The organism is Stakelama flava (genome assembly GCF_019351405.1).
GTDB lineage: Bacteria > Pseudomonadota > Alphaproteobacteria > Sphingomonadales > Sphingomonadaceae > Sphingomonas > Sphingomonas flava_A.
The window spans coordinates 1-12836 of record NZ_JAHWZX010000026.1; the positions used below are offsets into that span (position 1 = coordinate 1).

Genomic DNA, 12836 nt, shown 5'->3' on the forward strand with positions numbered 1-12836 from the left:
CCAAAAAGACCGAAGATGCCCGCCATCAGGAGTTGATCCGCTGGTCCGTTCAGGAGGTCCGGCGCATCGCCGTCAAACTCGCTCAACGCCAGATCGAGCCTGCCTGCATCATCGCCTGGTCATGCTGGAGGCGAGCTCATCAAGCCGCAGCAAAACGGGCTCACCTCACAACCAAATTGCAACTGTAATGCTAAGCAGCAGGCCACGTTCCGGGCCGAAGATAGGCAAACATGTGGGGCATATAATCGGCCTTGCCGAGACTCACGCCCTGGCTGCGAAGGATCGTGTAGCTAGTCATCAGATGAAAGTAGAACTGGGGGAGCGTCCAATCGCGGGCATATTGCTCCGCCGTCAGATCGAAGATCATGCCTGTTGGCAGCGCATGCGCGATGGTTCGGTCAGGATCGCCATCAAGTGCATCGGGCGCCAGACGATCGAGCATAGCAATTGTCTCGCTGATCCGAGCTTGCGCGTCGGCGATGGTGCCGGGGTGTTCGCCGGCGTTCCGCCCTTCATCGAGGAGCGTGTTGATAGAGGGCGGGAAGTCCTCGTTTTTCATTCGAGACACGGCTTCCCAAGCCTGTACACAAGCGAAGCGAACCTGCGTCGACAACGGAAACATGTCGGGTGCGAGGCGAGCCGAGAGCAGTCCATCCCCCTCACCTCCTGACGCCGCTTGTGCTTTGTCGAGCTAGCCCGACATCGTGTTCAGCATCTGCTTGAAGGTCGGGACAACCAAACTGGTCAGGGTCATGACCACTCTCATACAGTGGTCAACGACCCGCGCCACCCTTCCCGAAAACGAACGGTCAGCGAGACGACGTGGACTTTCTCGAAATCGATGGAATTCCGGGAATCCCAGACCGGAATCGGCTACGGCGATCGGACGTTCCCTGATCGGTGCCAGTCGTGCAAATTGCGGGGATGAGCAACTCTATATCACCATTTGCGACACGCCGACTGACGCCGACAACGGCTATCCCGCCGATCCACGTCCGGTCGCGATCCTGCTGGGCGACGAAGCCGGGAATACGGTCGGGGGCCTCTGGGGCCGAACCGTTTATGACTGGCTGTTCGTAGATTATCTCGTCGTGCCGGAGAGCATGAGAGGCGGCGATCTTGGGACAAGGTTCATGGCGAGCGCGGAAGCCATAGCCGCCGATCGTGGCTGCGTCGGGTCGTGGCTCACGACCTTCTCGTTCCAAGCGCAGGGCTTCTACGAAAAGCTCGGCTACTCGGTATTCGGGACGTTGGACAACAGCCCTGCCGACAATGTTCGCATCTTCATGCGGAAGAGGCTCGGGCAATGATCGAGGGCGGATGCCTCTGCGGCACTTGTCGCTACAGCACGGACGCCGAGCCGCTCAACGTGCGCGTCTGCCATTGCCATCGTTGCCAGAAGGCGACGGGTGCTGCCTTCTACGCGCGTGTCATGGTGCCCTTGGCTGGGCTCGCCATCGACGGCCCTGTAGGATGGGTGAGCGCCGACAGCGGCATACGTCGCGGCTTCTGCACGGAGTGCGGAACGACGCTGTTCTCCGAACGCCGGAGCGCCGGCACCATAGGGTTGTCCATGGGAAGCCTCGACCGGCCCGAGTTGTTCGAGCCGACGGAGCACATCTGGACCTCCAGTAAACAGGCGTGGCTCATCCTCAACGACGGCAGGCCGCAGTATCCTGAAGGACCGCCGGCATAGATAGTCGGCGTGACCTTCCCGATTGGGAACGGCCAGCGAGACGCCAAGGCCATTCCCACGAGGATCGAATAAGGGGAAGAACGGAGCGGAGCCGTTCATCCTGCCAGTCAGTCGATGCGGGCCTGTTTTAAGGTGTCGATGAACGCGCGCAGTGTTGCCCGCACCTGCCGGTGCCCAGGGTAGTACAGGCAAAGCCCCGGCATTTCGGGACACCATTCCGCCAGCACCGGCAGCAGACCGCCGACCGCTATTTGACGTCGTGCTGCGTTCTCCGGGACGAAGGCGATGCCAAGGCCGTTCGCGGCCGCTTCAGTCATCAGGCGCGGGTTATCGAGGGTCAGGGCGCCGGATACGTCGATCACCGCCTCTTGGCCATGCTTTTCGAAATCCCAGCGATGCACCTTTCCACTCGGCAGGCGGTGCCGGATGCAGCGATGACGTAGAAGGTCGTCGGGCACCATCGGCATGCCATGGTCTGCAAGGTAGTCGGGCGATGCCACAGCGATGAACCGCACCGCGCCGCCGAACGGAACGGCTACCATGTCCTTCGGCACTGAATCCCGAAGCCTGACGCCAGCATCGAAACCTCCGGCAACGATATCCACCAGTCGGCCATCGGTGACGAAATCGAGGGCGACCTGTGGGTGCTGCCGGAGGAACACTGGAACGACGCCTGCCAGAAGGCGATTCGCTGCTGTCTCCGTGCAGTTGATCCGCAGGGTTCCGCCGACAATCCCGCTGGCGTTGGCCATCGCGTCGAGCGCCTCGTCATAATCCCGAAGCAGCACGGTGGTTCGCCTGAGTAATTCCGCTCCCGCCTCGGTCAGCGAGATGCTGCGTGTCGTACGGTTGAACAGGCGGACGCCCAGCTCCCTCTCCATGTCGATCACTGCATGGCTGAGCGTCGATCGCGAGACGCCGGTGAGTTCGGCTGCACGACGGAAGCTCAGGTGCCGGGCGACGGCAACGAACCCTGACAGATCGGTCAAGCTTGGGCGGCTCATTGGTGGCATTTCTCCACGGACTCATGCCGTATCGCACCACTAATCCTCAGCGTTCGCCGCCGCTATGTCTAGCCCTAAGGAGATACTTTATGACGAAGACTTGGCTCATCACGGGCGCTTCCTCCGGCCTCGGCCGGGCTATGACCGAGCAGCTGCTGACGCGCGGCGACCACGTGATCGCGACCGTACGCAATACCGATGCCTTGGCCGATCTACTTACCTCCCACGAGCAGACGCTTCGCGTTATGGTGTTGGACCTGACCGACACTCCTGCCATTCGCCACGTCATCGGGGACGCGTTCGGTGCTGCCGGGCGGATCGACGTGGTGGTCAGCAACGCCGGCTATGGGGCATTCGGTGCCGCCGAGGAATTGCAAGATGACCAGATCGAGCGCCAGATCGCCACCAACCTGACCGGCTCGATCCAGCTCATTCGCGCCTGCCTGCCCCACTTGCGCGCGCAGGGCGGAGGACGCGTGCTGCAACTCTCCTCCACGGGCGGTCAGGTCGCCTATCCCGCCTTCAGCATCTATCACGCGACGAAGTGGGGCATCGAAGGTTTTGTGGAGGCGGTGGCGCAGGAGACGGCGGGGTTCGGCATCGACTTCATCCTGGCCGAGCCTGGTCCAACCGCGACCAGCTTCAGCATCAACCTCGATCGCGCGGAGGCCATGCCAGAATATGACGACACGCCTTCCGGCGCCGTGCGCAGGATGTTCGCGAACGGTGGGAGCTTGGCGAAGCGCGACGACGCAGGCGTCACCGCCAATCGAATGATCGCTGCTGCCGATGCCGACCGTCCACCATTGCGCCTCGTCTTGGGTGATGTGTCGTATGAGCATATCGAGCACGCACTGTCGGCGCGGCTTGATGCCGTCCGAGCCCAGAAGCCGACCAGCTAGCTCCTGGGCTGGTCGCGATGACCGGAGCTGATAAGCGTAAGCAAGACTCGTGGGGAGCGGTTTTGACGCAAGTTTGGTTTTCCTGAAAACGAAGGGCGGATGGGGCGACCTTGGCAGTCCCATTTGCGAAGGCCTAGTGGGACAGCCACGGCAGGACTGATCTTCCGATTCCTTCGGGTCGGGCCGCTTTCCCGAAACCTGTTCCCGATTGCGTTTTCCCGAAATGGTCCTTCGGAGATGGATAAGCGGGACTGCTGCGAGTTGCCAGAACGGCCGGTTTCGGGATACCACGCCGATCTACCGAACGGCCGGGAATGGTTGGAAGCTGCCCTACATTCATCTTTGATTGGAGTGCTAATGGGCGTTGAAATCAAAGGCGGACTAGGCCGAGGCCTCTCGGGCCGCGGCAAAGCGTAGCGACGGCAAATGGGCCGGTTGCCGACAGTCAGCTCAAGATATGAGATCGCCCGAAGCGGCCACCACAATTACCGGAGCAAGCGGATTCTAACAAAAGCACCCTGATCGGAGTCCGGAATGGAGAGTTACGGTGCCCACAGTCTCGAGCCAAGCCAGCTCCCTCAAGTCCGAAAAATGACGGGTCGCGAGCACGCGTAAGCTCTTACAGGTCGGAGTACAGTTTCAACTTCTTGGCGCTGATTCGGGTCGCTTGCGGAAAGTCTGCCAGCAGCTGCCGTGCCAGATCACCGAGTGCATCCGACCGCTCTCGGACGACATGCACCAGCCAGGCGATCACGACGCGCGTGGATGGATCGGGATTGGGATATTTACCTCTGCGGAAGCCGAGCGCGCCGCGCCAGCCTTTTCCGCCGCCGGGACGTCGATCCCGGCGAGGATCGCCTCGAACGAGTCCTGCGCAACTTGCCTGCAAACACGAAGAAAAGGCAGTGCATCGTCAAAGGCATAGCGCGCACTCTACTTGGAAAGCGCCTCCGCCATCAGCCGAGGGTGATTTCCGATCAGCGCGGGCACAAGCGCCCGTCGATGCTTGTGGAAGTCGGCCAAAACGGCTGCGCCGATACTCCATTGACCGGCAAGCGCGATGGGGGCGCCCCGCTCGATCTGACGATAGGACGCGCTGGGCGCGATAAAGGCCAGCCGAGACCCCATCTGCCCGATTTCATCGACGTGCTTTTCCACCAGCTGTGCGACAGCCGCTCGCCCCAGCTTGCTTTCATAGCACTGGCAGAGAAAGGCGACCGCATCGTGAGACGGAGCCTTCCAGTCGGCTCCGATCGCCGCATCGAGCCTGTCCCAATCCAGCGCCGCGACCGTCTCCTGATAGGCTGCGGGCAGGCATCGGCGAAGCACATGGAGTAGGATGCCTGCACGCTCGAATTCCCTGAGTGTCACCCCTGACAATTGCTCAGCGAGCCGCTTCGGCTCCCAGGCGTCACAGATCTTGGCCGCGATCGAAAGCGAACACGTCGTCGCCCCGCGCTTGCCTCTGCTGCGCCCAAAGGGTTCATAGACTTTCAGACCGCCCCAGAAGATATCCTCCAGCTGAGCGAACGCCTCGACGGGATTCTCGCGCAACGGGCCCGCCATCGCAGGCGCCATCGCCGCCGTGACGTCGTACCCGAATTCCTTGTCGAGATAGATCAAGCCGGCACAAAACCAGGCGGCGCGATAGAGATGGCTTGACGCAGGCCAGGCTGCGGCGAATGCGATTGCCTTCTTCCTGTCGATGCCCGCGAGGAAGCGTTCGGTCCATTCCGGGGTCAGTCCACCGAAGGACTGGTAGACCATATGGACAATCTCGCTCGCGAAATCGGCGGAGGGCGACGCCATCGCCGCGTTCAAGGCAGCCGCTGTCGCTTCCGGGTCGGAGGCCCTGACGATGGCGCGCCCCAACCGCGTGTTGCGGTAAGTGCCGTTGATGAAATTGCCGACGGCATAGGCTGCGCCCGGCGCCGGCGCGCTGAACCATCGGGCGACTGTTGCGATCTGATCCCTGGTCGGACGCTTGAAATAGTCTTTCGCATAGGCGTCGATCTCGCGCAGTGCATGCATCGCGGCAGCAATGTCGGTCGGTTCGGTTGCAGACCAGCAGCGCGCCAGGAACGGCTCGAGGCGTTCGCGCCCTATAAGCCAAGTCCAATTATAGCCGCTTCGGGTGGTGCGGAACTGGGAGAGCAGGCTCCCAAGTCCAGCAAGCGGCATGGCGGGATCGGCCAACGCGTGGCCGATCATCGCCGCGATCCGCCCGCGACCGCGCTCATCTTGTTCCCGCAGGATCGGATCGAAGACCTCGGCCGAGAAACGTTGATGCGGACAGCGAAGGTCATGGTCTCCCAGCACGAGCCGTTGCTTGACCAGCCACGCGATCGCCTTGTCTGCAGCAGCTACCTCGATTCCGGCGGCATCGAGGTATGGATCGAGGTCCGAGCGTGCGGTTCGCGCATCGCGGGAAGCAATCTGGCGAATAGCGATCGCGCCCAAGAGGATATCCGCCTGCACTTCCCGAGCCGATGCAACGATCGACCGGACCCGCCGCCAGCCGGCGCTTAATACGAAGCAGAACTGCCAGGGAAAGTCGGAGGCGGCGGCAGCATCGATGCGCCAATCGATATTCTCTTCACCGGGACGATCGCCGATCGAGTCATCGACCTTGCTCACCTCCGCCATTGTCTCGGTGCGGCGAGAGCGCAGGTCGTCAGCGATAACACGCACCGCGCGCTTGGCGTCGAGGTGGATCATCCCGGAGCTGGTGCCGCCGGTATCGACGCTGGTGAAGGTGGAGAGCAGCAAGGAATCAGGCCCACAGCTCTGCTCCGCCAAGGTTAGCGCCGCAGAAGAAGCCAGGTGCGCGTCGTCGATGAGGTGAAGCGTGGGCACGCCATCGGTGCTCAACGGGATCGCCGCGCACCGTGGGTCGGTCAGCCTGAGGATACGAAATCCCCTGTCGGCATAGCCGCGGGCAGCCTGGAGCGCGCATACCGATTTGCCAGCCCCGGGCATTCCGGCGAGCCGAGCCGAATAACCCGTGTCGAGCTCGCGCTCCAGGTCGGCCGCCTCGGGCAAGCGCGGGCATTGTAGCGCGTCGGCGGCGCCGAGCGCGCGCGCCAGCAGCGCGGGGCCCAACCCGCGTGACTGACCAAAGGTGACCGCATGCCATGGACCGCTGTTGTGCTGCGTCCCCTCCCCACCGGAGCCGGCCAGCATCTGGCGCGCGATCGAGAGTGCAATGGGCAGTGTCGTCGCTTTCTCCCATGCGGCCTCGAAATCGCGTCCGGTCAGGCGACGATCTTCGGCAAGGACCGTCTCGAGCACGCGCAGCGCGAGCAAGGGCAATGCACGCTCGCCATCACTGGCCAGCAACCCTTGACCGACTGCGCGCTCGCGGAGTTCCGACCCGATGGTGTCCAGGAGGGTGCGGGTCTGATCGGCGCCGGTCAGCCACGAGATACGGCGTAGGAGACCGTCGCGCAGCGCGTCCGCCGACGCTGTCGCAAGAAAAACCGCGAGGCCGTCGGGCCATTTAAGCGTCAGCAAAAAGGCGCGAAGGGGTTCGACATCCGCGCCTTGGGCTGCCCGCGCCCACCACCCAATGCCGGTCGCGCCTTCCGGAAAGGCGGTGCTGGCCTCCTTGCCGATCGGCGCGGTCGTCAGGAAGTGGAGGCGGACATCATGGTCCGGATTTGCAGCGCGGAACTGCCAGAGGGAGAGGATCGCCTTGCGGGCATCGGCGCGACGCAGAGTCAACGAAGTGCCGCTGGACTCGCGCTTGACCTGGGTCATCTGCAGCGCGTCCGAGGCGAGCACCGCATAATCCTCCGCGACCTCGAGCAACAGGGCTTCGCCGGCACCTAGGCGCTGCCATGCACGCATCGTCGCCACGAGCTGATGCACATAGCCGCCAAGGCTCACGACGGCCTGACGGCCGCGCTGATCTTCGGGTATGCTGAGGTCGCCGGCGCTCATTTCCGTCTCCCGGCTTCAGTCTTCGACGCCAGTAAGAAGCCCGGCGAAGCGCGCGCCGTGATATTCGTGCATCACTGTGTTCCGGACGCACATAAGTTCGGCCTGCTGGATGTTGGAAAATTGGTCGAGATCGGCGCGCATTGTCAGGACCTAGCCCGCCCGAAAAGTTTCCTCAATGTTCCCACAATCCGTGATCAGCTCTTTGCCGCGCGGGCTTTTCGCTTCCGCTTGGGCGCTGGCACAGCGAGTCTAGTCTGGTAAACGAAGTAACTCCCTGAGTCGGCGTACCCGCGCCGTCGCCGATCAAAATCACAGTAGAATTCGACGAGCGGATCATGAGCGGTGTCTTCGGGAATTGGAGTCTCACTACGGCGAACGACCGCTTTCGGGAACGCGCTTGTACATGTTGAGTGACCGAAATTGGGGCGCATTCCGGACCATACCGCAGTTGCAGGACGGCGAATATTGATAAGCTAAACTTTACAGCTTGGCTTTTAAATATATACCAAGCGTCCATGGCTAGGTCAGCTGATGATTCACGTTCCATGCTTGTTAACGGGCTCGCCCGCGACCTGCGCAGCATCGCCGGACGACTGAAGCGCCGGCTGCGCGAGCAGTCCGGCGTTGGCGACCTGTCGCCCTCGCAAACCGCGGTGCTGCTTCGACTCGAAAAGGACGGTCCCGCCACGACCTCTGATCTCGCCCGCGCGGAGGGAATGCGGCCGCAGTCGATGGGCACGGTGGTCGCCGCGCTGGAAAGTGCCGGGCTGATTGCCGGTACGCCCGATCCCGACGATGGCCGGCGGACGATCCTGTCGTTGACGGATGCCTGTCGGACCTGGGTCGAACAAGGCCGTGCCGCTCGCCAGGACTGGCTGTGCCGCACGATCGAGGCGCGCTTCTCGCCCACTGAGCAGGACCAGCTTGCCGCCGCGCTCGTCCTGCTCGGTCGCCTCGTCGACGATTGACGTCACGCTAATGGAGGAGAGCCATGCCGCTCACAACGATCGACCCCAAGGTCGCGCTGATCATCGTCGATCTTCAGAAAGGGATTGTCGGCTTCCCCACGGTCGATCCGATCGATGGCGTGATCGCGCGCAATCGGGTGCTCGCCGAAGCGTTTCGCCGCCACCGCCTGCCGGTGGTACTGGTCAACGTCGTCGACGGTGCACCGGGACGGACCGAAACGCTCAGCCGGATGCCCGGCACGCTGCCCGACGATTTTGCGGAGATCATCCCCGAACTCGATCGGCAGGCCGGCGATCTGCTAGTGACCAAGCGCACCTGGGGGGCATTTGCCTCCACCGATCTCGATCAGCGGCTGAAAGCGCTCGACGTGACGCAGGTCGTCGTCACCGGCGTCGCCACCGCGACCGGCGTCGAGGCGACCGCACGTCAGGCTTACGAGGCCGGTTACCACGTCACACTAGCGCTCGACGCGATGACCGATACCCGCGCCGACGCACAGGACTACAGCATCCGTCATGTTTTCCCGCGACTGAGCGAGACTGGCACGACTGACGACATCATCGCCCTGCTCGGAAGGACACGCTGATATGCCTTGGCTCGATCTGATCGCCTGGTTCGTCGGCGGTGCCGTGCTGGCCAACGCCGTGCCGCACCTCGTCAGCGGGGTGACCGGCCGCCCCTTCCAGACTCCGTTTGCCAAGCCGCCCGGCGAAGGACTCTCCACGGCCACGGTCAACGTGCTGTGGGGCTTCGGCAATCTGGTGATCGCTTATCTGCTGATCTGCCATGTCGGCGCGTTTGATTTGCACGTCATCGAAGATGTCGTGGCGCTCGGCCTCGGCATGTTGCTGATCTGTCTGTTTTCCGCGCGCCACTTCGGGCGCTTCCACGGCGGCGACCTGACGAAGCAGCTATGACCGCCAGAATGCGGCGCACCTTCCGGTCGCTGAGAAGCCACAACTACCGGATCTGGATCGCCGGCGCGTTCTTCTCAAACATCGGCACCTGGGTTCAGCGCACCGGACAGGACTGGCTCGTGCTGACGCAATTGACCCATCACAGCGCGTCGGCGGTCGGCGTGGTGATGGCGCTGCAATTTGCACCGCAATTCCTGCTGCTGCCGTGGACCGGGTTCGCCGCCGATCACCTAAACCAGCGCAAGCTGCTGATCGCCACGCAGGCGGCGATGGGCGTGCTCGCGCTCGCCTTGGGGCTGCTTACCGTCACCGGGCTGGTGCGGCTGTGGCACGTCTATGTCTTCGCCTTTTTGTCGGGCAGCGCCGCGGCGTTCGACGCGCCGGTGCGCCAGGTGTTCGTCGCCGAACTGGTCGGCGACGAATATCTCGCGAACGCCGTCGCGCTCAACTCAACCTCGTTCAACAGCGCGCGGATGATCGGCCCCGCCGTCGCCGGCATCGTCATCGCCTCGGTCGGCACCGGCTGGGCGTTCCTGATCAACGGCGCATCGTTCATCGCCGTGCTGATATCGCTGGGGTTGCTGCGCGTCGCCGACCTGCACCCGCGCGAACGTGCCGTGCGCGCCCGGGGCAGCTTCACCGAAGGCTTCCGCTATGCCTGGCGCCGCCGCGATCTGCGCACGACGCTGATCATGCTGTTCCTGATCGGCACGTTCGGGCTGAACTTCCCGATCTTCATCTCGACCATGGCGGTGGGCGTGTTCCACACCGATGCGGGCGGCTTCGGCCTGCTGTCATCGGCGATGGCGGTCGGCACGGTATCGGGCGCGCTGATCAGCGCCGGGCGCGAGCGGCCGCGGTTCGAGACGTTGCTGGGCGCCGCGGCGCTGTTCGGCACCGGCTGCACGCTGGCGGCGATCGCGCCGCTTTATTGGACCTTCGCCGCGGCGCTGGCGCTGATTGGTGTCGCGACGCTCAGCTTCACCAACACCACCAACAGCCTGATGCAGCTTTCAACCGAACCCGCAATGCGCGGACGGGTGATGGCGCTGCGTATCGGCATCGCGCTGGGCGGGACGCCGATCGGTGCGCCGATCGTCGGCGCGGTTGCGGATCATCTTGGACCCCGCTGGGCGTTAGGCGTCGGTGCGTTATCCGGCTTCGCTGCGGCGTTGGTTGCGACTTACGCAATGCTACGCCGCTCCGACGGACCTCAGGCGGTCACAATCGGTGCTCGTAGATAAAGGATCGAATTCGCCCACTGACGATCGGCAGCTTTTCGGCAAGAGAACGTCCCTCAAGAATGACTGGAATTGGGGCGCGAAGCTGACTCGCCGGCTCGCCGTCTAGAATGGGCGCTATTAGAGTCCGCGCTCCTGAAAGGAGCCGTTCCGGACTGTCCAACATTGCAGCCCTCCGAGCGATCGGCATTTGACGTCAGCTTTCAGGTTGTCGACGGAAGGTTTGCGGTGACCCACTTTAGGCGCTAACCGGAAGTTCGCTGACTGTCGCCATCGGCCTCATAGAACCCATCAACGAGCCGCGCGACCAAAGCGTCCTCGGCTCGGGCGCGCTTGCTTACATCGGCAGAAACAAGCTCACGTCTGATTGCGTCGGGCGCCTTCGCCAGCGCGGCCGTCAAAATCGCATTTGCGAAAAACGGATGCATTGCGGCGCGGAGCCGCTCGCCAAACGAGCTATCGCCACCGGTTGAACGGCCCCGACTTAGCAACTCCTCGATGCTCATCATCGGCACCAGCGTGATGGCGCCGACCTTGATCACCTCCACCTCTCCCGCCTTGATCAGCTCGTAGAATTTCGACCGGCCGATGCCGGTGATCCGGCACGCGTCGGCAATCCTCAGCGTGATGGGAGCGAGCTCGCTCTTCCGTGGCGAATGGCGCATGACATGGTCCTTCATTTGTCCATCCCCCTTTTCGGGGATTGACGGTGGGTGAGCTGCTTGTCGGCGTCGCCGCGCGCAATCATGCGCCCGACGAGCTGCACAAACTCGTCGTAGCGAAGGCGTCCGAGCCGGTTGGTTTCGGGATCGACCGCAGGCTGGTGCGCGGTGAGCGTGAGCTGATGGCGAACGAACAGCCCGAGCGCTTCGGTGAGATAATCAAGCTTCTGCTCGACCCGGTCGGCTGAGCGGCTCTGCCGGTCGAGACGAGCCCCGAACCGATCATCGAGCTCGTGCGCGGCGCGCCGCTCGAACCAGGCGGTGAGCGCGTCGGTCAGGATCGCGGTCTTCGACGAACCAGGCTGCGCAGCCATCGCGTCAAGCTTCGCCGACAATTCGTCGGGCAGATAGAATTGATGCCGGATCTTGCGTGTCTGCATGAGGGGCAGTGTCGATCCGGCAACGTCCGGCCGCCAGATCGCTGGTTTGCGTGTTGCTACGCTAATGCCGCAGCCGGTCAGCTGATCTCAGGACCCGAGCGCCCGCGCCCGAACGTCCAGCTGATCGAGCCGCCGCGATCGAACCCGGAGATATATTGCCGGATCCGCTTCTCCAGCACCGGGCGCCAGGGCACCAGCGTGAACTCCTTCGCATTCTCGACCATCGCGTAGCGGGATGTGCCGACCTGCACCGGTTTGCGATAGGTGCCCTCGATGGCACCCCCGCGATGCTCGGCATAGTCGAGCCCCATTTCTTTCGAGAGCTGCCCTGCCACTTGCCGCAGCTCGCGCTGGCGAAGTTGGGTGAGCAGGTCGGGGCGGAAACGGACGTCGTCACCTTCGCGCCACGCGAGCCCCTGCGCGATCAGCCACTGGCGCCGCTGGACAAGCGCCTGCCGGACCTGTGCGCCGAACCCGCGCTCGAGCTTCTCGGGCTCGGTCGCCACCGCCTGCTCGTCGAGCCAGGTGAGCCCATCATGGCCGATCAGCTGTTCGAGCGGGCGCTCGGACAGCGTCTCGATCTTCACCGGGTGGTTGGCGGCAATGCCGCGCTCGAATGCCAGCACGCGGTCGAGATGATCGGGCGCGATTTTCCAGCTGCCGTCGGGCAGCCGTTCGACCCCGCCCTTCCCCCGCCGCATCGCTTCGAGCCTGCGGACATGCGCTTCGGCGAACCGCTGCGTGGCGCTTGCGTCATGCCGCAGATGCCCGTCGATATCGTAGCGGCCGCCATTGGCGGCAGCGATCTCGGCAATGGTGCGGTCGACCTCGCGCACAGTGGGCACCAGCGGATCAACCCTGACGATTTCCGGACTGTCGAGCATCTCGGACAGAATCCGGTTGCCGATATCGACATAATGGCTGCGCCCATCGGTACCCGCGACGATCAGATAATGGCGGTCGCGATGTTCGTCGGCGAGGCCTCGGGTGACCACGCGTCCGACCAGCGGCTTGGCTTCGGCGGGGTCGTAAATCGCATAATCCCGCGGCGACACTTCGGGCG

Annotated in this window: 13 protein-coding genes and 1 pseudogene; 8 read left to right on the forward strand and 6 right to left on the reverse strand. The window is 63.4% G+C overall.

The genetic code is table 11. From position 1 onward, the window contains the following. A partial coding sequence (locus KY084_RS16035; RefSeq protein WP_219239459.1) for a hypothetical protein occupies positions 1 to 188 on the forward strand: 188 nt, incomplete at its 5' end. A gap of 2 nt (positions 189 to 190) precedes the next feature. On the opposite strand, the pseudogene KY084_RS16040 reads toward KY084_RS16035, so the two are convergent. Then, positions 191 to 754, reverse strand: a pseudogene (locus tag KY084_RS16040) (DUF1993 domain-containing protein). Between KY084_RS16040 and KY084_RS16745 the strand changes: the two are divergent. Then, the gene (locus KY084_RS16745; protein ID WP_219239460.1) at positions 753 to 1310 is read left to right on the forward strand and encodes a GNAT family N-acetyltransferase; all 558 of its coding nucleotides are present in this window, start codon (positions 753 to 755) and stop codon (positions 1308 to 1310) included. The pseudogene KY084_RS16040 and the gene KY084_RS16745 overlap by 2 nt on opposite strands. Beyond that, positions 1307 to 1696 (forward strand): GFA family protein, encoded by a 390-nt coding sequence (locus KY084_RS16050; protein WP_219239461.1) that lies wholly within the window; start codon positions 1307 to 1309, stop codon positions 1694 to 1696. Before KY084_RS16745 ends, KY084_RS16050 begins: the two co-directional genes overlap by 4 nt. Positions 1697 to 1803: 107 nt before the next feature. Here KY084_RS16050 and KY084_RS16055 read toward each other — a convergent pair whose 3' ends face one another. Continuing rightward, positions 1804 to 2685, reverse strand: a complete 882-nt coding sequence (locus tag KY084_RS16055) for a LysR family transcriptional regulator (RefSeq protein ID WP_246587292.1) — start codon at positions 2683 to 2685, stop codon at positions 1804 to 1806. 104 nt (positions 2686 to 2789) lie between these two features. On the opposite strand from KY084_RS16055, the gene KY084_RS16060 reads away from it, so the two are divergent. After that, positions 2790 to 3602, forward strand: a complete 813-nt coding sequence (locus KY084_RS16060) for an SDR family oxidoreductase (protein WP_219239463.1) — start codon at positions 2790 to 2792, stop codon at positions 3600 to 3602. Between the two features lie 933 nt (positions 3603 to 4535). Here KY084_RS16060 and KY084_RS16065 read toward each other — a convergent pair. Further along, on the reverse strand, positions 4536 to 7544 hold the full coding sequence (locus KY084_RS16065) for a hypothetical protein (protein WP_219239464.1): 3009 nt from the start codon (positions 7542 to 7544) through the stop codon (positions 4536 to 4538). Positions 7545 to 8089: 545 nt separating this feature from the next. Here KY084_RS16065 and KY084_RS16070 point away from each other — a divergent pair. The 4 genes from KY084_RS16070 to KY084_RS16085 are packed head-to-tail and all read left to right on the forward strand — an operon-like array spanning position 8090 to position 10674. Then, the gene (locus KY084_RS16070) at positions 8090 to 8512 is read left to right on the forward strand and encodes a MarR family winged helix-turn-helix transcriptional regulator (protein WP_219239465.1); all 423 of its coding nucleotides are present in this window, start codon (positions 8090 to 8092) and stop codon (positions 8510 to 8512) included. Positions 8513 to 8535: 23 nt separating this feature from the next. After that, a complete protein-coding gene (locus KY084_RS16075; RefSeq protein WP_219239466.1) occupies positions 8536 to 9099 on the forward strand; it encodes a cysteine hydrolase family protein in 564 nt (187 codons plus the stop codon). 1 nt (position 9100) lies between these two features. Then, entirely contained in the window at positions 9101 to 9430 is a 330-nt protein-coding gene (locus KY084_RS16080; protein ID WP_219239467.1) for a hypothetical protein, read from the forward strand. After that, positions 9427 to 10674, forward strand: coding sequence for an MFS transporter (locus KY084_RS16085; protein ID WP_219239468.1), 1248 nt, complete (start codon positions 9427 to 9429; stop codon positions 10672 to 10674). The genes KY084_RS16080 and KY084_RS16085 overlap by 4 nt, the downstream gene beginning before the upstream one ends. A gap of 242 nt (positions 10675 to 10916) precedes the next feature. On the opposite strand, the gene KY084_RS16090 is transcribed toward KY084_RS16085, so the two are convergent. The 3 genes from KY084_RS16090 to KY084_RS16100 all read right to left on the reverse strand — a co-directional run. Beyond that, on the reverse strand, positions 10917 to 11351 hold the full coding sequence (locus KY084_RS16090) for a helix-turn-helix domain-containing protein (protein WP_246587293.1): 435 nt from the start codon (positions 11349 to 11351) through the stop codon (positions 10917 to 10919). Continuing rightward, complete coding sequence (locus tag KY084_RS16095; protein ID WP_246587294.1) at positions 11348 to 11707, reverse strand: CopG family transcriptional regulator; 360 nt, start codon at positions 11705 to 11707, stop codon at positions 11348 to 11350. Before KY084_RS16095 ends, KY084_RS16090 begins: the two co-directional genes overlap by 4 nt. 143 nt (positions 11708 to 11850) lie before the next feature. Beyond that, positions 11851 to 12836 (reverse strand): DUF3363 domain-containing protein (locus KY084_RS16100; RefSeq protein ID WP_219239470.1); only part of this gene is annotated, 986 nt, incomplete at its 5' end.